The organism is Cardinium endosymbiont cBtQ1 of Bemisia tabaci (assembly GCF_000689375.1).
Taxonomy (GTDB): domain Bacteria; phylum Bacteroidota; class Bacteroidia; order Cytophagales; family Amoebophilaceae; genus Cardinium.
The window spans coordinates 39,586-60,345 of sequence record NZ_CBQZ010000001.1 but is presented as its reverse complement, the minus strand read 5'-3'; the positions used below and the strand labels follow the sequence as shown (position 1 = coordinate 60,345).

The following is a 20,760-nucleotide window of genomic DNA, read 5'->3' as shown; positions in this document are numbered from 1 at the left end:
ATAGAAAAGAATGGCTAATTGTATTTTATACATTCTTAAAAAAGCATTAAAGCAATCGTCAATATATACCCTATTGGGATATAGGGTTTTTACCAACTATTCCTCAAGAAAGCTACTTTAGAACCTATGACCTCAAAGCATTCCTTCATCAGAAAAACTGAAATAATTTCTATCTGTAAATATAATATGGTCTAAAACGGCTATATCAAGCAATTTCCCAGCTTTGTCAAGGGAGTTAGTTAATTCAATATCAGCAGTACTTGGAACCGTATTGCCAGAAGGATGATTGTGTGCCAATATAATAGAAACAGCTTGATGGTCTAGCACCAATCTAAATAAGCACTTAGCATCTACAATAGTTCTACTAGTGCCCCCAGTGCTGACCTTTATTTTCTTGATAAGATAGTTTGCCCTATTGAGCAACAAGATCCAGAACTCCTCTATAGATTTATCGGTTAAATCTGGCTGTAGTAGTTTATAAGCTTTAAAAGAACTGTTAACCAGTTCTTTTTTTCGAAATGGCTCATCGGTTCGCCTACGAGTAAGTTCCATAGCACAAACAATAGCAATTGCCTTTGCTGCCCCTATACCCCTAAACCGCTGTAATTCTTGTACAGAACGTTTGGCCAACTCTTGAAGACTATTGCCATTCATTTTTAAGATATGCTGTGCCAGCATTACAACACTTGTGTTACGTGTACCAGAGCCTATAAGAACAGCTAAAAGCTCCGCATCGGTTAAGGCTGCCGCTCCCTTTTGTAGTAGCTTCTCCCTTGGCCGATCTTGAGGCGCCCAGTCTTGAATCTTGAGCGGAACTGTTGCGTACATCTCTGGTGCCATATCATTTAAGCAATTAGGCTACAGCTGCAGTTAACCTATTGACATATCTAGCGAGCTTAGCTTTACTATTGGCACTTTTATTTTTGTGCAGAATATTTTTTGCTGCTAGCCTATCTAACATAGAAAAAACCTTAGGTAACAACTGCTCTGCAGCGGTTTTATCTGTAAAATTACCCACCTTTTTCATAAAGGTTCTACATGTTTTTAGCTGATAACGATTGCGAAGATACTTAGTATGATTTGATCTTATGCGTTTTTCAGCTGATTTGTGATTTGCCATATGAATGGAATTAAATGTTTTAAATGCTTTCTTTGCGTACAAGATACTACTTTTTTACATATCATTCAATTATTTGATGTCCAAGATATACCCAACCAAAACACTCGTATTACTCCTGAGAAAAAAGTGATATATTAGTGATATATTAACGTCAATTCTAATCCAGAATTGACGTTTTTAGGGTTCCGTACTTCCTCCTTTGCTGCTTTAGTAGGTATAGTTACCGGCCTGCTAGCATAGCTTGGATGAAGTTGCTTACTCTAAATTACTCGCTTACTCTGATGGTTCATCCCATGAAATTAGATTGTTTTTTAACTGGTATAATTAGCTACATAACATATTAAATTTTCTCATGATTATGAAGATAAAATACTATACCAAGTTTTTCAGTTTTGGGTTACCAACCTATATGGTTGGTTGTTTGCTTTTCGCTTGTAGTAAGTTAAATGGCAGCTATGACTATTACAAAAGGAAAATAAACCCGGATTCTGGCGAAGATAGGCCTTCTAAACGTAGTAAACCTGCTATCCCATCAGCTTCATCTTTGAGTCAGCTGACTCAAGAACTTTTTGAAGCAATACAACAAAGTAATGTAAATGAAGTAAAAAAATTGTTACAAGATAAGTTTTTTGAGGGGGTAGGTATTGTAAACCTCTGTGAGACTGATCCAGACGGAAATACATGTCTACATATAGCAGCAAGTATAAATAAAGGGAATGAAAATGCGGAAGCAACTATTATGGCGTTTTTATTAGATAAGATGAGGCCTTTACTCTTAAGCAAGAACTCCATCGATATTTGCAAAATAAAGGGAAAACTATTAGATTTCTTAAAGGGCTGGAAAAGTAACGAAGATGATATAGAAACAGAGAACACAAAAATACAACAAGAACGTAGTAATAGTAATAGTGAATTATTACGTAAGAGTTATGCTCACGAAACACCTCTGATGGTTGCCATGAAAAAAGGGAACTTAAGCGTGCTCAAGTGTTTGTTACAGACTACCCATAAGTGTGCTGGATTCCAACTTACTTGCCACAATAATAAGGACAAGCTAGATTTTTTAGATATAGCACTAAGCATCGCAATACAAAGCAAGGATGATGCCAAATTGGATTTGGTCTTAGACGAGTTCAAGCAGTGTATTACCCTCCACCCTTATAGCCATTTTGGAAACACTAAATGTATGGCTGAACAACAAGCACTATCATTTTTTACCAGTAAATCCAAACTCTTATTTAACTTAGCATGTAGAGAAGAGACCTCAGATTGTTATAAGAAATTACTTAAAAAAATAAATAATATTGTAGGATTTAGTGATTTTATATTCTCTTTTTTACGATTCCATACTACTAATAAAGGTGATGGTTACCTTCTGCGTTTTATGCAACACAATCTACCAAAAGATGAATTTAAAAGTAAAATGGTACAATATCTATCTGAAAGGTTGAGTTTAAATAACAGTCCAGAATTGATGGAACACATGCTCAAGTTTGTAAAAGAATGCAGCCATGTAGAACAATTTAGAACTAGCAGCGAAACTTGGCGTCCTCTCTTGACAAAGCTAAGAGAGGAGTATGCTAAGGATACTCCTTCTAACGAATCAACTATTCATGTTAAAGGTACTATTAAAGTTGATATTTACGACGCAGAACAAGAATTTGAGTTATTAATGAAACATTTCCATATTGATTACAAATCCGTTTACGAATTTCATAAGGAAGTATTACATCTTATGCTTTATAATACAGAATTCCAATGATCTCGCTTGATTTTTCCTTACCTGTACTAGTAATTTTTTTACTATGTACTTTAATAGTTTCTTTTTGTTCTTTAACCAAAAGGGCTATCAGCTTTGGGGAGCATGCCGTTGGCTATAAACAATTTGATACAGCTACTATAGTCGCTACTATAGTAGCCTGTTATTTGTTCATCGACGTTACTAACACAAATTATCACATATGCTTCTAAAGGGGTCTGGTATATAGTTTATAGAATGGTAATTGCACTTTGTCCTTTATTGCTCTTAAGTTGGTTAGCAGGGCGTATGTCCAAGTTCATCTATCACCTATCAATGCCAGAGACCATGGATAGTGCCTATGGTCGTTATGCACGACTGATTACTGCTTTATTTGAAGTTTGTAATGCAAGTATTACTATCTCTTTACAAGTTCGGATTATGTCTGATACAGTTAGCCTTTTTCTACCTTCAGGTCGGCCATTAACCATTACTATACTGATTACGCTCGTTATGGTGATTTATGCTATATTTGGAGGTGCACGTGCTATTGCCTTTACAGATGTATGGCAATCTATCGTTTTTTCTATCTTTATAGTTGTAGTAGCTTGGTTAGTGTTCAAAAAGATAAGGACCCCAATCATTGAAATTATTGATTTTCTCAAATCGCAAAAACAATTTGGACTTTATAATATTATACCCTCTGGTAGAAAAGTAGTACCAACTATACTTAGTTACCTTACCAATTTGGTTGCTGGTGTGGGGCCCTATCTTGTGCAACATGTATACATGTGTAAGAGTCCCGCTCAAGCAAGAAAAGCATGCTTATGTGCTGCTATTTTTTCTAGTGTTATTGCAGCATGTATTATAGTAGTTGGTCTATTGGTTTTTGTCTGCTTCCCCCATGTACCCTCTAAAGCTATTTGGAATCATTTTCTTGCTAATGCTTCCTATCCTTTAAAAACAATAGTTTCTATTGTTATGTTATCTTTCGCTATGTCTACCGTTGATTCTAGGTTACATGTTGCTAGTATTATGTTGGCTTATGATATACCCAAAAGTATAGGTTGTTTCAGAAGGTTTCTCTACTTCCACCAACTTCAAGCCTTTCGTGTAGCGCTGTTTGTTGTGTCCCTATTCACTATCGTTTTAGCTTTTAATCTTCCTACATCTACCTTATACAACATCCTTATGTGGTATTTGCGTTTCTATGTTCCAGTAATAATAGCCCCATTTATTTTAGCTGTTTTAGGGCTCCGTACTTCGTCTTCTGTTGGTTTAATAGGGATGGCTACTGGCCTACTATCTATGTTGGCTTGGCAAAAATGGATGGTCTCTATAGTGGGTACGGCTACTGGACACGTACCTTGTATGTTGATAAATGGGCTGGTGATGATTGTTGTACACTATTTGTTACGCAGGACAACTAACAAACTAAACAAGCCTCTTGATATGGTTAAATCTATTCAACAAGAAAACGGGCTGTAAAAAACAAGCATAAAAATAATATCGGTTGGCCATTTTTTATTTTATAGAATAAAGCTTAACTTTGTTGAGGTCTATTATTTCTAATAATAGAAAAAATAGTATTCTTTTAGCTTATAGAAATATATGTATGCAATTGTAGAAATAGCAGGAGCCCAGTTTAAAGTTTCCAAAGAGCAGTGGCTTTATACGCCTAAATTGCAAAGTGAAGTAGGTAATTTGCTTACTTTTGATAAAGTACTACTTTTAGATGACGAGGAAGGCACAGTAGCAGTTGGTGCCCCTATACTAAATAGGGTAACCGTTAAGGCAAAAGTATTGGAACATACGAAAGGAGATAAAATTATCGTTTTTAAGAAAAAAAGACGAAATGGATATAAAGTTAAGCGCGGCCATCGTCAAGAGCATACCAAAATTGTTATTGAAGACATTATAAAGTAATACGATCCCATGGCACATAAGAAGGGGGCAGGTAGCTCCCGTAACGGAAGAGATTCAGAAAGTAAGCGGCTCGGCATAAAAAAGTATGGTGGAGAAAACGTAATCGCTGGCCACATCCTTGTTCGTCAAAGAGGTACCCGTTATTATCCTGGTAAAAATGTTGGGTTAGGCAGAGATCATACCCTATTTGCCTTAACCAATGGTGTAGTGGTCTTTAAAAAAAACAAGGGCTTGCGTTCTATTGTTTCGGTGGATAATATGTAATCCGTCGTTATATACAAGTTTTCTTAACAAGAAGAAAGTAATTTATTAACCATTTGCGAACGAAATTCGCTAGAAAGGCAATAGTATGGCTGTAAAAATAAGGTTGGCTAGATGTGGTAGAAGACATTTAGCAGAATATGATATCGTTGTAGCAGATGCAAGGTCGCCACGGGATGGTCGTTTTATAGAAAAAATTGGGAACTATAATCCCAATACAGCTCCTGCAACTATTAAACTTAATGAAGCTAGTGCATTAAAGTGGCTTTTTCAAGGTGCGCAGCCTACCGATACGGTAAAAACACTTTTGTCGAAGCAGGGTGTTATGCTTAAAAAGCATCTTCAGGTAGGTGTTATGAAAGGCGCCATCACCCAAGAACAAGCCAATGAAAAATTTACTAGTTGGCAAACAGACCGGATAGAAAAATTGCCTACTCACTTATAATGGTTGTTTAATCTTTTTATCTATTACCTTAGGTAAGTACTAGTGGTATAGTAATTTTACTAATCAAATTCATTTTCGCCAAATTACAAAATATTTAATTAAATGAATAAAAAAGATATTACGGATAAAGTAGTAGCCATTCTTGTGGATAAACTAAATATTTCAGCGCAAGAAGCGTTGCCTACTGCTCATTTTGTAAATGACCTCGGTGCCGATTCCTTAGATCAAGTAGACTTGATTATGGAACTTGAAAAAGTGTTTGATGTACAGATTAAAGATGATGAAGCAACTCACCTGCAAACAGTTGGTAGTGTTGTAGATTATTTAGAAAAAATCTTATCCAAACGTAAGGCTTAGTTTATTTTCGTATGTGCTCCACAAGAGTAGTGGTTACAGGATTGGGTGCCCTTACCCCAATTGGCAATAATATTAAGGCATATTGGGATGGCCTGGTTTCTGGTCAAAGTGGCGCAGCGCTCATCACCAGCTTTGATACAACCAAACATAAAACCAAATTTGCCTGTACTTTAAAAGAATATGATCCATATAATCATCTTGATGCAAAAGATGTAAAACGAATGGATCCATTTGCCCAGTATGCTATGGTAGCTGGAGATGAAGCCATACAAGATGCTGGATTAATTACTCCTTTGGTAGATAAAGAGCGTGTAGGGGTTGTGTGGGGTTCTGGTATAGGTGGTTTAGGTACTACAGAAGGAACCGTTTTAGGCTTTGCCGCTGGTGGTATGGACCCTAGAATCAATCCTTTTTTTATTCCTAAAATTATACCAGATATTCCCTCTGGTCATTTATCTATTAAATATGGTTTTAAGGGGCCTAACTTTGCTACAGTTGCAGCATGTGCTTCTGCAGTAAATGCTATAATAGCTGCTTTTCAGTTGATTAAACTAAAAGATGCAGATGTAGTGGTAGCAGGTGGTTCAGAAGCGCCTATTATTCAAATAGGCATCGCTGGGTTTAATGCATTACAAGCACTCTCTCAACGCAACGAAGACTACTTAACTGCTTCGCGTCCTTTTGATCAAACCAGAGATGGTTTTGTGATGGGAGAAGGAGCAGGTGCTTTAATTCTTGAATCTTATACCCATGCCAAAAAAAGAAATGCTAAAATTTACGCCGAATTAGTAGGTGTAGGGATGTCTGCAGATGCCCATCACATTACCGCACCAGATACAGGAGGCGTCATTTTGGCATTGCAGCGTGCTTTGACCAGTGCCCAAATTACACCAGATGGCATAGATTACATTAATGCCCATGGTACCAGCACCCCACTGGGCGATGTGAATGAGGTAAAGGCTATTCAACATGTATTTGGTGCGCATGCTTATAAGCTTAACATTAGTTCGACTAAGTCCATGACCGGCCACTTATTGGGTGCAGCGGGAGCGATAGAGTCTATTGCTACTGTTTTAGCCTTGTTACATCAAGTCGTTCCCCCAACGATTAATCATAAAATATTAGATGAAGCCATTGATCCACGCATCAATCTAACCTTACATAACGCAGTAAAAAGGACCATTTTATTTGCACAAAACAATGCCTTTGGTTTTGGTGGACATAACGTTTCTATAATCTTCAAAAAATGGGAAGATTCCTAAATTTATTCCAGCATATTTTTATAAAGCAAAATCCTGCTACCCAGCAGTTGGTTTCCTTTATAAGAGCAGTTACCGGAATGGTTCCTATAAATCTAGCTTTATACAAGGTAGCCCTTCAGCATAGTTCTATAGAAGAAGGACATACCTCAAATGAACGACTTGAATTTCTTGGTGATGCTGTATTATCTGCTATTGTTGCAGACTATCTTTTCAAAAAATATCCATTAAAAGAAGAAGGTTTTTTAACAGACATACGGTCAAGGTTGGTCAATAGAGATACTTTAAATGGGTTGGCACGTAAAATGCATTTAGATAAGCTATTGCATTATGATACCAATCTGATAAAACCAAGTGGCCATAAATTTATGTATGGCAATGCCTTAGAGGCTTTTATTGGTGCTGTTTATTTGGATCATGGCTATGAACGCTGCAAAAAATTTGTTATTGATTATTTGATAGTCAATTATATAAGTCTAAAAGATCTGATAGAACATGATACCAATTTTAAAAGTAAGATCATTCAATGGGCACACAAATATCACCTTCAAGTAGTTTTCAAAATTCTTGAAGAGAAACAATGTGAACACTATAAAGAATTTACCGCGCAGGTGCTTATAGGTGAAAAAGTTATGGGAGAGGGGACAGGTAGAACTAAAAAATGTGCGGAACAAATGGCTGCTCAACAGGCTCTAAAACATACGGAGCAAATAGAAACAAATTAAAAGTGCTCAGTAACCTTTTCAGTTTGCGGCTTTTTACAAGAACTATTTTTTCCTACTTGTAGGCAGCAGAGCTAGAAAGCTAAACAGATGCATAGCATCTATCTAGAACAATTATGGCAAAAGAAGATATACAAGATCTTATTCATGCATCTGAGTATCCATATGGATTTGAAAGCAATATTCCTGTAGATACAATTCCTAAAGGCTTAACGGAAGCTACTATTCGACTTATCGCTGAGAAAAAAAAAGAGCCATCTTGGTTGCTCAAACGCCGGTTAGAAGCTTTTTATCATTGGTCTAAATTAAAAGAGCCTACCTGGGCAAAAATTGTCTATCCACCTATAGATTACCAAAATATTATTTACTACGCAGCACCTAAACAAAAAGTACAGTTAAACAGTTTAGAAGAGGCTGATCCAGAACTTTTGGCTACTTTTAAGCGGTTGGGGATTTCGTTAGAGGAGCAAAAAAGACTAACGGGTGTAGCGATGGATGTGGTGTTAGATAGTGTTTCTGTGGCCACAACTTTTAAAGATACATTAAACAAGCTAGGCATTATTTTTTGTTCTTTTAGTGAAGCTGTTCAGCAATACCCTGATTTGGTTGAAAAATATTTGGGTAAAGTGGTCCCTATGACCGATAATTATTTTGCTGCTCTTAATACCGCTGTCTTTAGTGATGGTTCCTTTTGCTACATTCCAAAGGGGGTCCATTGCCCTATGGAACTTTCTACCTATTTTCGCATCAATGCTACCAATACCGGTCAATTTGAACGCACCTTGATTATCGTAGAAGAAGATGCCTATGTTAGCTATTTAGAGGGGTGTACAGCACCTATGCGGGATGAACATCAATTACATGCCGCTGTAGTAGAGATTTATGCTGCAAGGGCTGCGCATGTAAAATATTCTACCGTACAAAATTGGTATCCAGGCAATAAAGATGGGGTAGGCGGTGTCTATAATTTTGTAACCAAGCGAGGCCTTTGTGCTGGCGCCTATGCTAAAATTTCATGGACACAAGTAGAAACTGGTTCAGCCATTACTTGGAAGTATCCGAGTTGCATTTTAATGGGAGACCATTCGATAGGTGAATTTTATTCTATAGCAGTAACCAAAAACAGACAGCAAGCAGATACAGGTACGAAAATGATCCACTTGGGTAAACATACTAAGAGTCGGATTGTAGCCAAAGGTATTGCCGCTGGTCAATCCAATAATAGCTATAGAGGTTTGGTCAAGATCACCCCTGGAGCAGCCCAGGCTACTAATTTTTCTCAGTGCGATTCTTTGTTAATTGGTAATAGCTGCGGTGCCCATACTTTCCCTTATATAGTAGTAAGCCATCCAACCGGCCAAGTGGCACATGAAGCCACTACATCTAAAATTAGTGAGGATCAACTTTTTTATTGCAATCAACGTGGTATCGATCATGAAACTGCTATTGCACTTATTGTCAATGGTTATTGCAAAGAAGTACTCAATCAGTTGCCTATGGAGTTTGCGGTAGAAGCACGAAAACTATTGGCACTTACACTGGAGGGTAGTGTGGGATAATCTCTAGTGGTTTAAATTTAATCGGACAGCATAGGTGTAACAATCTCTATGAATCACACACCTAAATTTTAAAAATCTATTGCAGCAGTCTTGTGGCTTTAATACCAAACCATCTCTTGCTCAGGAGGCTAAAGGTTTATCATTCGTCTTTATAGCTATATCTGAATGAATATGTACAAAAACTCAACAACCGGTCCATAGCCTAATTTTTAGTATTGTGACTTGGTTTGTCATAAAAAGTTTCGACAGATGGTTAATTTTTTTTAGATTTGAAAGTAAAGACTGAAGCATTGCCCAAAGAAAATAGCAAAAGTCTAACGGGTATTATATAGAAAAAATGGAACAAAGTCAATTTAAAGTTGAGTTTATAGCCTCGACAATGCTTACACCTAGTGTAGCAGAGTTATCTTTTAGACGTTTGGATAAACTACCTTTCCCATTTATACCAGGCCAATTTATTACTTTTTTATTGCCACACCTGTCTGGGAAAATAGTACCACGTAGTTATAGCTTAGCCAATAGCCCTTCGCAAACCAACCGATTGGACATCGCAATAGCCCCTGTTCAGAACGGCTTTGCGACCAACATCCTCTTTAATCTAAAAAGCGGAGATCTATTAGACTGTGTTGGACCTAAAGGTAGGCTTATCCTTCAACCAGCAGAAAAACCAACCCACTACCTATTGGTAGCTACTGGAACTGGTGTAGCACCTTATCGTTCTATGCTCCCTATACTTGCTGAACGGCTAGAAGAAGATAAAAAGCTGAAGGTAACCTTGCTACTAGGTGTACGTTATGCGCATGACCTACTTTATGTAGAAGATTTTATTGCTTTTGCCCAAAAATACTCAAACTTTCACTTTCGTGGCTATTTGAGTAGAGCAGATAGAGAAACAGCTCCTTATCAATATGTAGGCTATGTACAATCCGCCTTTGAAAGCCTTGATTTAAATCCAATGACCGATTTGGTATACCTATGCGGTAATCCATATATGATTGATGAAAGTATTGAACAGTTGCAAAATATAGGTTTTAGCTTACAATCTATAAGAAGAGAAAAGTATATCTCTCGTAAAGTGTAAAATAGAATTTATTAAAAAAACAACGAATGAACACCTTAAGAAAGCAAAAAGCCTAATGCTAAGGGCGGCCTATCGTTTGGAAATGGGTTGCCTAAAGTAAATCGGATTCTATCATACTATTTTCTATTTAATTTATAGGTGAATCACCTAAAATATAGTACAGCTTTGCGTTTTAAATTTTTAAAAATTTCAGTAGCTATTGACCTAAGTTATTGGATATTCTTATTGTTGGTAATCAGTAGTATAGGTAGCGAATATATAGAAATTCTGCTATGGTCTAGTGTTTTTACCTTAAGCATATTGGTACATGAATATGGCCATGCGTTAATGGCTCGTTTTTTTCATGCAGCACCCAACATTGTATTACAAGCCTTTGGTGGCACCACTCACTTCAATGCTGCAGATTTAACAAGTAAACAAAAATTTTTAATTACCCTTTCAGGTCCCTTTTTTCAAGGATTATTGACACTGACGGCCTATCTTTTGCTTAAATTTAATATTTTTAATAGCTATCTGTTGAAATATTTGCTCTTTATAACTACGTATATAAATAGTAGATGGTTGCTGCTGAATTTAATACCCATCGCGCCACTGGATGGTGGCTGGTTGTTGCGCTATATATTAGAAAAATTTTTTGGCCATAAGGGCTATCTAGCCAGTATTATCATCGGCTTGGTCACTGCTGCCATTGCCATTCCTATTTTGTATCTTCAAGGCTATCACTGGTTCTTAATCATGCAACTCTTTATAGCTGGATGGCATTATTGTAAACTCTGGCAACAGGCAAGAAAATGGTAATAAAAAAACATATCGTGCGCTTTAACCTCTACAAGTAAACCCTATTGTATGGAATGGAAATTTGTTTTGTTGCGCCAAATACAGCTAAGGCTTAGTGTATTACCAATAGCAATCAGTATAGGTTGTAAAAGAGATGCACCTAGATATGAACCTGGACCTATTGCTCCTATAGAAAAGAGAAAACTATTCAACAGAGCGCAAAATAATATAAAAGGACCTGGGCAACTTATACCTAATGGCTATAGATTATTCCGAGATCTTTCGGATGAAATAAATGATAATGTAAAAGTTATTTTAAAGGATATCAGTTGGTCTGATCTTTTATCAGTCCAATTTCAAAATTCAAAAAAACCAACCATTTTATCTATGTCCTCACCTACTGGTTCATATGCACAAAATGATTTCAGTAGCTTTATAGAAGCCCATCTACTAGATAGGGGAAAAACAGCTAGTAGCGCCCCATTGCATGAATCAACCAGTAGATTAGTGATTGTATTTAACAACAATCAGCAGCATAATGGCTGTGATAAGCATAGATTGGCTGGAACAGAATCTATAACGCTTAGATCCAACGCCGGTAACTCGGAAAAGCATACCTATGCTTTAATAGGATTTTTGGTACCTATACCAAAGCATAGTAATGTTCCAAAAGAACATTTTATTCCATTTGTACAATCAGGAAAAAAGTGGTATTACGATAACAATGGTAGTAGGGACCTTATTGATACCCAAAAAACCATTCGGCTAGCTTCAGAAAGAGCCACTATCTTTTTTTACCAAAAAAGCACATAGACCTATTCAAATCGATTTAGACGTTTCTTTTTACCTGATAAAAACTGTGTTATAAAGGTCTTTTGATGCTTAAGTTTATTTATTGTTTTAATAGGCCATGGTTTGGCTCTTTTATACGCTTTTGACCTGGCCATAAATAGTGTACACCCAGTATTACTAAACCATTGACGACCATGCAAGGGACAACACTATCAGTGGTTCCCAATATAGGATAAATCCATTTCCGCCAAGCAAAAACAGATAATGCGCCTGCAACCATACCGATTAAAACAGTGCGCTGGGTAGTACAAAAGCCTAAAACAGCTAAAATAAATGGAGCAACGACTATAGGCACATACAAACGGCCATAGAAACGAGCAAACTGATCTGCAATAAAATAACTACTACTAAGAGCCAATGGTACGGCTAACGTAGCCAAAACCAATATAGCCATATGGGCTATTTTATAATGATAGGCAAAGGAAAGTTTCTTTCTAAGACACACGGGCAATATGTTGGGTACTATATCGTAGCTGATCATCACTGCACAAATATGTAGCCTAGAATCAGCTGTAGACATAGTCATGGCTAATACACAAGTACAAATAATTCCTTTTAATAAAGGTGAGGTATGTGCCACTATATAATCCCAAATTTCTATTCCTGATAGATTGGATGGTACCCATACAAAAATAAATAAGCCAATCAGTGAGCAACATACCATAATAATAGCACCTAAAATACCAGCATATAAGAACGTCTTTTTCGCTTGCTGGGGACTAGAAGCCATATAAATATTATGTACAAAAGCTGGTTCTATACAATAGAAAAAAGTAGATAGATAGCGCAGTGTAGCTACTAGTTTTCTATCATGAAGCAATAAATAGCTTAACCCAAATTTTTTTTGAGCAGCTGTAAAGGCAATGATTTGACCAAATGATTGGTCTGTTTGTTTAAAGATAAACCATGCTAAGAGGCAAATAAGAATAAAAAAAGTAATACATTGCCATACATCGGTCAGAACAATTGCACGAATACCACCAAATATAGCATATATAACAAGCATCAAGGTAGTCAGAATGGTAATAGATAGTGGGCTAACTGATGTGATACAGATACTTATAGCCTGGGCCATAACATGAATTTGGATAGCAACCACAACAGTAGAATAACAAATGTTCAATAGAGCGGTAATGATTCTTGGATACCTTCCATAGGCGCGACCCATTGTCTCTGGCATGGAAATATGGTAGATAAACTTAGCCATACCCATACCCAGCCAACTGAGCGTAAAACAAGCAGCCATCACACCAAAAATCCTCCAACTTACCCAGAAAATCCCATCAGAAAATTGTGTAATATAACTCATCATCGTCCCCCCTCCATAATAAGTAGCCAATACAGTAGCAGTCAAGCTAGCTGTAGAAAATGCCCTATTCCCTACAGCATAGGGTCGAAAAGAACTAATCCTTTTTCTAATAGCGTAAAAAGAGACCAAGGCAACAGATAATAAAAAAAATATTATCATACACAATGCAATATCGAATACCATGACCAAGTAGAATTAGGTAAATGTATTGATTCAAGAATTGAATTTCATAAACGCTTCTATAAAAGTGTAAAATTAGATCCCCTGTGTTTTACCACTTGAAGAACCATCCTTACATTTACGCTTTTTAGTAGAGACTAAGCTTGTATTAGGACTATATTTCCTTTTTTTACAGGTAGATGGAGGAACAGTCAGTTTTAGCCCAAACTCCCGATCAAGTTGGACATTTATATTATTTATGAATAGATCCTTATGCCTTGGTCCGTCCTTGTAAACCGTATTTATCGTCTTATAAAGACTAATGGACTGTTCCCATTTTTTATATTCAGATTGAGCGTGAACCGATTTTTTAGATATTATATCTTTACCCAAAACCTCTGCAAGCAAACGCATTGACTCCTCTTGTTTAGAATGTAAAGGTGTTACGCCATAACGTAATGTAGAGCAGCTCATAGGAATATTATAGGCTAAAAGGTCCAAAGCAGTCTTCCCTTCCTTATTGGGTGTTAAGGCATCGGCTCCATTTTCAAGAAGCACCATTAGTATATCATTCGTGTTACTTTTAATTGCTTGATGGGTAGGTGTATCACCCACATTATTTTTTATTGAATGGTCAGCACCCTGATCTAATAAATGTTTAACTATACTAGTCTGATTTGTTCTAGTCTCAGGTGACGGTGATATGGTATGTGGTAATTGGAACCTCTTATAGCCACTTGCGTAATGCAGGGGCGTGGCTCCATATTTATTTTTTTTATTGATATTAGATTTTAATGGTAGTAATTTCAATGTATCCAAATCATTATGCTTAATAGCTGCAACTATAGGGGATACACCCGATTTATTAAAACTCGTGCAATCAGCACCCAAGTTTATTAGATAACTTATTTCTTTTTTAGAGGTTCCCTCTTTACAAGACTTTTCTACTAAAAGGGATAGTAAAGTATCATGATGCTCATCTGATGAATTAACAATTTTTTTTATCGTTTCTTCATTAGATAAACAATTAGGAGGGAGGCTTTGGATTATACTTTTGAACATATCAAAACTATAATCGCATATATTCTTAAAAGCAGACATGACCTGTTTCTTTTCAAAATCATTATTCTCAAACCACAGACCAACACAGCTTAACAAATACTGGCAGATCTCTAAAGCATATTGGTTCTCGATAACAACACATTCTGCCAATGCCATAGCCACTGGGCTCTGCCCTGCCCCATTTTTTATATTTAAAATGTTTTTTAGATCCAAATAAGCTTTGTCTTGTGATGAACCTGATGCTTTTTTAATTGCAATATATTTAGTTATTAAGTATTCGAGCATTTCAAAGTTGCCGTTCGCTACTGCTTGGTGGATAATTGTGTACGCTGCAGGACCGAATTTTTGAGCAAAAATTGCATCATATTTGTCTGGGATAGCATCCCAGAAGAATTTAAATAGTATATCTACCATTTTTACATCCCCAATATTGACTGCATGTATCAAAAGAGGTTGAGTTTTACCTGAATCTTTTATACTTGGTTTATGATATCCTGATATTATTGGATAATATGTTTTTTTTGCTAATTCTTCTAATATTTTACATTTTTTTTCTTTAAAAATATTTTGTATGCATCTTACTAAACTATTTAGTTCCTCTACTAAGAGTGGTTGCGAGTTTGGATCCGAACCCATTTCAAAGTATTTTTCTGTTATTGCATCAAGTTCATCATATAAGTATGCTACTATATGATGCTCCCCTGCAATCAGACCATGGTCTTTGAGAATATCTGCTATAAATTGGTAATTGCACTTTGAATTTTCGGCAATAGAACGACCATCAGAACCAAACATAGGAGACTCACTGTTATACTTGCTACAAGCAGTAGTCGATAAATAGCCTACACAAATAAATGCTATTAGACGATATTTTTTATGGCAGCACATAACTATATTTTTTAAGGATCAAATCATCATGGACTAAACACCAAAAAACTAGGTTTCTTGGTATAAAATAGCCTAGCTTGAAGTATTTTTTATATAAACTTATTGAATCGATATCTCTTTTCAATATTTAGATTTTAGGGTGCGCTCTATTTTTCCTATACTATATATGACAAATCAGGTTTCTACTTGTCGCTGTTTTTACTTCTATCGTAATCAAAAAATAATCTAAAGGTAAAATGGATTGAATTTTTGAAGGCCATTCTATAAAACAATAGCAACCAGAAGCAAAATAACTTTCAAAATCTAGTGCAATTGCATCATTAACATTATCCAACCTGTAGCAATCAAAATGGTAAATAGGCATATAATCTACCGTTTCATATTCATTAATAATTGAAAAAGTTGGGCTGTTGACCGTATGAACCGTTTTCAGCGCCTTACAAAGTTCTTTAATTAAAGTGGTTTTACCAGAACCTATAGGCCCTTCTAGTAACCATATTCTGTGGTCAGCTCCATAAGATAACAACTGACAAGCTATGTGCGATAGCTCTTTCCAAACACTTTTTAAGATCATCTGTGGTTGCTACATCTTATCCCTTTTTATCCTTTCCTTGAAAGTATTTTAACAAAGGCCACTTTTGAGTATTTTGAACAATATCTTCTGCTTGTTTCAATAGTGCTGGATCGTATCCTTCCTGTTCAAGTATTTTCAAAGCAATGGATTGGTCTGCCTCACCTGGTACAACTTTATAAGTATAGTGTAATTTTTGATCTGGCTTTTTATCTATAAAAACCTTAAAATTTCTAATACCCCTGTCTTTAAATTTATCGGCTAGATGCATTAAAATTGGATAATGTGTAGAAACAATATGAAGCGCATTAGTATATTTGGCCATACCAGCCAATATACTATAAGCTGCAGCACTGGCTTCAACTGGGTTGGTACGGGCAAAAGGTTCATCAGAAATAGTAAAAATAAATTCATTGGGTTTGGCGTTTTCCAGCATATTCATATACCGATGCATGCGTTCTACTTCTACCATAAAGAGAGAAGCACCACAGGCTATATCGTCCTTGAGTTCTATAAAAGTGTTGATCTTATCAAAAGGAGTAATAACCGCACTTTTAGCCGCTGCAATCCCAAAAGTTTGACTGAGTAGTAAATTACTTGCTACACCAGAAATAAAAGAAGATTTTCCACCTGCATTCGGTCCACAAAGGATTATATTACGCGTCTTATAACCATCCATTTCTATAGTATTATCCACAACCGTTTCAGGATTCAACATTGGATACCACATTCCATCTAACATTATACATGGCGTAGTTTGCTCTGAACGATTTAAGAACTTAGTGAAAGTGTAAGAGTGTTTTGGAAAGGTTGTCTTGGCTTCTTTTACTAAAGTAGCCATCCCCATAAAGCCATCTAACTGACCTAATGCATACATAGCGGGTTTTAAGCAATCTTTATGTTCTATAAACAAATTGTATGTAGCGAGTAACTTACCACTGTTTCCACGAATATAGGACCAATTATTAAGTTTCATATCTAACAAGTTGCTTATTAAAATGCCTATTTCAGTCGCCTCTTTACGTTTTTCCAATAGGGCCCTTATTGCAGTTAAGGACGGACCATAATTGGTCTCTAATGCTTGATTGGCTGCTACAATATTACTGATCTGTTGGATGGTTTGCATAAAAATTTGTACATCGCGCATACGGTTGGCTAGGCTGCGAAAAACAGCACTATACTCTTTATAACTTTTTATGCCACAATAACCGCGCCATACAGCTGCTGTGTGCGTAACGGCTACACCTAAAAAAGGTAAAAGCGATGGCTGGCCATTGGTATGCTTATAATGGTTTATAACAGATCCAATGGAATAAATAGGCACAAATAAGGGGAGGGGGACATAGCTACTGCTTCTACTGCTTCTACTGCCTGGTATATAACCTCCTTTTGAAATAGAAGTCATCCAGTGGGTAGCTTCACACCAAAATAGGCCTACTATCGGAAGGGAAACAAATTCTCCATATATATCTAAAAGGTTTCTAAAAAAAATCCGGGTATTAAGCTTACGTGCTATTTTATTGGCAGCAGGATTAGATGATAGGAAGCGCTGATGCATATAATTCCTATATGCATGGGTATAAAGTGGATCTGTATGGGTCCATAAAGAAATTAAACGTTGTTCTACCCTTTGGTAGGATGCCAAAGTTTGTTTTAAATTTGCCAAAGAAATCGGATCTTCTAATAATAGGTGCAAGGTTTGTTGACGGTTGGTTAGTGTTGGAATATCACTGGTTGGCGTTACTAAAAGTGTAGCCAATACACACTCACCTAGTACAGTAGTGGTACGATTAATACGCGAAAGGAAGTGATAAGATAGATTATTAGGCTTCCCACAAAAAAGCGTTAAATCTGTCCATGCATTATTGTTCAGTATACTACCACTTTCTGTCGGAATATTGACATCAATATTAGCAAATATCGTACGTAATACAACTTTGCGTTGGGTGCTTTCAGCCAATGTTATACTATCCGTTTGTAAAGTGTTTTTTTTCTTTGTTTTTGAAAGAAATAAAGTAGAAGAGGCAGGAAGAATAGTAAAAGACCTTAGGTAATGATGTGCAATTTTTGCAGTAGTTGATCCATATGTTACCTTTGGATCAGCCCACACGCAGTCACTACGCATACAATGCAATAATAAGGTAAAAAAAAATATAAAGATGGTATTACGGTTGTTATTGTGGCTCATAATGGCTAAAAAAAATAAAAATTACTTTTGAATTTATTACAGATAAATTGCTTTTTCTTTTTTACTATACTATACGTAATTTACGTATAAAGTTTTATGAATTAAAAAATTCGGTCACTGTTTTATTCAATAAACAAGTAATAGAAATTTTTTATTTATTTTTTTGATTTTAGATTCCTTTCCATAATATTCAAACATTCTTTTAAACTAAGCGACTTAGGATCTGTAATATCTTTAGGAATACGGGTATGTTTTTTATCATTTTTAATATAAGCGCCCCATCTTCCATTTAAAATTTGTATAGTTGGATCTTCAGGAAAAGTTTTGATTAATTTTTCAGCATCTGCTTTCCGTTTGGCTTCAATAATCGCTATTGCATTTTGTTCATCCATAGTAAATGGATCATCTGTTTTTGGTATAGAATAAAAAAGCGAACCATGTTTAATGTATGGGCCAAATCGGCCTATATTTATCATCAGTGGAAGTGTTTCAAAGGTCCCTACTAGACGTGGTAGTTTAAAAAGTTTTAAGGCTTCTTCTAGGGTAATTGTTTCCATACGCTGATTGGCTTGTAGTCCTGCAAAACGAGGTGGTTCCTCACGACCATCTTCTTCAATGCCTAACTGAACCAATGGACCATATTTACCCAATCGGACTATTAACGAAGCATTGGTTGCTGGATCTTTTCCTAAAAGCCTCGTATAGTTTACCATAGTTCGGTCTATGCCCGCAGTAGCTTGCACCTTAGGATAAAAACCATTGTAAAATTCTCTTAGCATTTGATTCCAGATCTTCGTACCTTGTGCGATCTTATCCAACTCTTTTTCTACATATGCGGTAAAATTATAGTCTGTTACATCAGAAAAGTGTTTAACTAGAAAGTCATTGACCACAGCAGCCATATCCGTTGGAAAGAGCTTTTGCTTCTCAGCACGAACAACTTCAGTTAGTGTTTCTGTATGAATCAGCTTATTTTGTAGCGTCAATAACCTATAAGCACGTGGAAAACCTTCACGAGATTCCAACTTGATATACCCTCTTTTTTGAATAGTCGCAATAATAGGTGCATAAGTAGATGGACGTCCGATTTCTTTTTCTTCTAGATCTCTGACCAAAGTAGCCTCCGTATAGCGAGCGGGCGGATTACTGAACCGTTCTCTAGCCAATATTTTTTCTAGAACAAGTTCTTGATCTATATGGAGAGGTGGCAACATTGTTTTACAATCCTCTGCTTCATCAACCTCATCGCGTATATATGCCTTTAAAAAACCTTCAAATTTTAATACTTCTCCGGTTGCGATTAATGGCTGCTCTGTTGTAGAAATTTGAACCATTGCTATTGTTTTTTCTATTTGTGCATCGGCCATTTGAGAAGCGATGGCTCTACGCCAAATTAGTTCGTAGAGCCGCTGTTCGTCTTTATGGCTACTGGCTACTTTTAATGAAAAATCAGTAGGCCGTATCGCTTCATGCGCCTCTTGTGCAGTAGATGATTTAGTAGTATAGGCTCTAGCCTGAAAGTAAGTAGCCCCATAGATAGTTGAAACCGTTTCCGATATACTTTGTATAGCCTCTTTGGACAGATTAACTGAATCCGTTCGCATATAGGAAATTTTACCGGTTTCATAGAGCTGCTGAGCAAGCACCATAGTACGGTTCACAGAATAGCCAAGCTTTCTACTAGCCTCTTGTTGTAATGTAGAAGTAATAAAAGGAGGAGAAGGGGACCGTGTTAATGCTTTTGTATCCAATGCTTTAATAGAAAAAATGGCTTCTTGGCATTGTTCTAAAAATCCAAAGGCTTCTTCGGCTGTTTTAAATTTCTCTGTACCATTTGCCTTCAACAACTGTCCTGTTGGTAAAATAAAAAAAGCTGATATGGCAAAATGGGCAGTTGAAACGAAACGATCAATAGCTCTTTCTCGCTCTACGACCATCCTTACCGCAACAGATTGTACACGGCCCGCAGAAAGCCCTGGTTTGATTTTTTTCCATAATAAAGGCGATAGGTCATAGCCTACAAGTCTATCTAAAACACGTCTAGCCTGTTGCGAATCTACTAAAGCTGAGTCAATAGCACGTGGCTGTTTCAATGCATTTAAAACAGCCATTTTAGTAACTTCTCTAAAGACAATGCGTTGCACCTGATTATCTTTTAACCCAAGCGTCTCTTTTAAATGCCATGAAATAGACTCTCCTTCCCGATCATCGTCGCTAGCTAGATAGATACAATCAGAACCAGTGGCCAATTTTTTAAGATGTTGTACCACCCGTTCCTTGCCAGGACTGATTTCATAACTAGGCAAAAACCCTTGCTCAATGTTAATGGCATTATTGCCCTTAATAAGATCTCTAATATGACCATTAGAGGAGGCTACTTGATAGTTACTGCCTAAATAACGTTCTAGTGTTTTGGCTTTTGCAGGTGACTCAACAATAACTAGATTTTTTATCATAGCAATGTTTGTTGTAATAAAATCGTATGT

The 20,760-nt window shown here is 36.4% G+C and carries 19 protein-coding genes; 12 read left to right on the top strand and 7 right to left on the bottom strand.

Translation table 11 applies throughout. The features are described from left to right. Nucleotides 1-132: 132 nt before the first annotated feature. Nucleotides 133-828, bottom strand: coding sequence for a RadC family protein (radC, locus tag CHV_RS00280; RefSeq protein ID WP_223245651.1), 696 nt, complete (start codon nucleotides 826-828; stop codon nucleotides 133-135). Nucleotides 829-853: 25 nt separating this feature from the next. Continuing rightward, the gene (rpsT, locus tag CHV_RS00275) at nucleotides 854-1,120 is read right to left on the bottom strand and encodes a 30S ribosomal protein S20 (protein ID WP_034576301.1); all 267 of its coding nucleotides are present in this window, start codon (nucleotides 1,118-1,120) and stop codon (nucleotides 854-856) included. 409 nt (nucleotides 1,121-1,529) lie between these two features. Between rpsT and CHV_RS00270 the strand changes: the two genes are divergently transcribed. The 12 genes from CHV_RS00270 (at nucleotide 1,530) to CHV_RS00215 (ending at nucleotide 12,058) form a co-directional block, all read left to right on the top strand. Beyond that, complete coding sequence (locus CHV_RS00270) at nucleotides 1,530-2,882, top strand: ankyrin repeat domain-containing protein (RefSeq protein ID WP_130721355.1); 1,353 nt, start codon at nucleotides 1,530-1,532, stop codon at nucleotides 2,880-2,882. A gap of 234 nt (nucleotides 2,883-3,116) precedes the next feature. Next, a complete protein-coding gene (locus CHV_RS00265; RefSeq protein ID WP_034576296.1) occupies nucleotides 3,117-4,346 on the top strand; it encodes a sodium:solute symporter family protein in 1,230 nt (409 codons plus the stop codon). A 123-nt stretch (nucleotides 4,347-4,469) separates the two neighbouring features. After that, nucleotides 4,470-4,784 carry a 50S ribosomal protein L21 gene (gene rplU, locus CHV_RS00260; protein ID WP_034576293.1) on the top strand — a complete coding sequence of 105 codons (315 nt, stop codon included), beginning with the start codon at nucleotides 4,470-4,472 and terminating at the stop codon, nucleotides 4,782-4,784. Nucleotides 4,785-4,793: 9 nt separating this feature from the next. Beyond that, nucleotides 4,794-5,048 (top strand): 50S ribosomal protein L27, encoded by a 255-nt coding sequence (gene rpmA, locus CHV_RS00255; RefSeq protein ID WP_034576291.1) that lies wholly within the window; start codon nucleotides 4,794-4,796, stop codon nucleotides 5,046-5,048. 85 nt (nucleotides 5,049-5,133) lie between these two features. Further along, nucleotides 5,134-5,490 (top strand): 30S ribosomal protein S16, encoded by a 357-nt coding sequence (rpsP, locus tag CHV_RS00250; protein WP_034576288.1) that lies wholly within the window; start codon nucleotides 5,134-5,136, stop codon nucleotides 5,488-5,490. A 102-nt stretch (nucleotides 5,491-5,592) separates the two neighbouring features. Continuing rightward, nucleotides 5,593-5,847 carry an acyl carrier protein gene (acpP, locus tag CHV_RS00245; RefSeq protein WP_034576286.1) on the top strand — a complete coding sequence of 85 codons (255 nt, stop codon included), beginning with the start codon at nucleotides 5,593-5,595 and terminating at the stop codon, nucleotides 5,845-5,847. Nucleotides 5,848-5,858: 11 nt separating this feature from the next. After that, nucleotides 5,859-7,109 carry a beta-ketoacyl-ACP synthase II gene (gene fabF, locus CHV_RS00240; RefSeq protein ID WP_034576284.1) on the top strand — a complete coding sequence of 417 codons (1,251 nt, stop codon included), beginning with the start codon at nucleotides 5,859-5,861 and terminating at the stop codon, nucleotides 7,107-7,109. After that, a complete protein-coding gene (gene rnc, locus CHV_RS00235; protein WP_034576283.1) occupies nucleotides 7,094-7,831 on the top strand; it encodes a ribonuclease III in 738 nt (245 codons plus the stop codon). The genes fabF and rnc overlap by 16 nt, the downstream gene beginning before the upstream one ends. Nucleotides 7,832-7,944: 113 nt before the next feature. Next, nucleotides 7,945-9,387, top strand: a complete 1,443-nt coding sequence (sufB, locus tag CHV_RS00230) for a Fe-S cluster assembly protein SufB (RefSeq protein WP_034576282.1) — start codon at nucleotides 7,945-7,947, stop codon at nucleotides 9,385-9,387. Between the two features lie 337 nt (nucleotides 9,388-9,724). After that, the gene (locus CHV_RS00225) at nucleotides 9,725-10,468 is read left to right on the top strand and encodes an FAD-binding oxidoreductase (protein WP_034576281.1); all 744 of its coding nucleotides are present in this window, start codon (nucleotides 9,725-9,727) and stop codon (nucleotides 10,466-10,468) included. Nucleotides 10,469-10,633: 165 nt separating this feature from the next. Further along, nucleotides 10,634-11,266 (top strand): site-2 protease family protein, encoded by a 633-nt coding sequence (locus tag CHV_RS00220; protein ID WP_130721354.1) that lies wholly within the window; start codon nucleotides 10,634-10,636, stop codon nucleotides 11,264-11,266. 48 nt (nucleotides 11,267-11,314) lie between these two features. Continuing rightward, nucleotides 11,315-12,058, top strand: coding sequence for a hypothetical protein (locus CHV_RS00215; protein ID WP_034576277.1), 744 nt, complete (start codon nucleotides 11,315-11,317; stop codon nucleotides 12,056-12,058). 79 nt (nucleotides 12,059-12,137) lie between these two features. Here CHV_RS00215 and CHV_RS00210 read toward each other — a convergent pair whose 3' ends face one another. From CHV_RS00210 to topA, 5 genes are all read right to left on the bottom strand, one after another. Continuing rightward, nucleotides 12,138-13,589: a sodium:solute symporter family protein gene (locus CHV_RS00210; protein WP_130721353.1), complete on the bottom strand. Its 1,452-nt coding sequence runs from the start codon at nucleotides 13,587-13,589 to the stop codon at nucleotides 12,138-12,140. A gap of 72 nt (nucleotides 13,590-13,661) precedes the next feature. After that, on the bottom strand, nucleotides 13,662-15,422 hold the full coding sequence (locus CHV_RS00205) for an ankyrin repeat domain-containing protein (protein ID WP_034576273.1): 1,761 nt from the start codon (nucleotides 15,420-15,422) through the stop codon (nucleotides 13,662-13,664). Nucleotides 15,423-15,675: 253 nt separating this feature from the next. After that, on the bottom strand, nucleotides 15,676-16,089 hold the full coding sequence (gene tsaE / locus CHV_RS00200; RefSeq protein WP_034576271.1) for a tRNA (adenosine(37)-N6)-threonylcarbamoyltransferase complex ATPase subunit type 1 TsaE: 414 nt from the start codon (nucleotides 16,087-16,089) through the stop codon (nucleotides 15,676-15,678). A 16-nt stretch (nucleotides 16,090-16,105) separates the two neighbouring features. Then, a complete protein-coding gene (locus CHV_RS00195; protein WP_165393830.1) occupies nucleotides 16,106-18,211 on the bottom strand; it encodes a MutS-related protein in 2,106 nt (701 codons plus the stop codon). Nucleotides 18,212-18,429: 218 nt separating this feature from the next. Further along, nucleotides 18,430-20,730: a type I DNA topoisomerase gene (gene topA / locus CHV_RS00190; protein ID WP_034576267.1), complete on the bottom strand. Its 2,301-nt coding sequence runs from the start codon at nucleotides 20,728-20,730 to the stop codon at nucleotides 18,430-18,432. Nucleotides 20,731-20,760 lie beyond the last annotated feature (30 nt).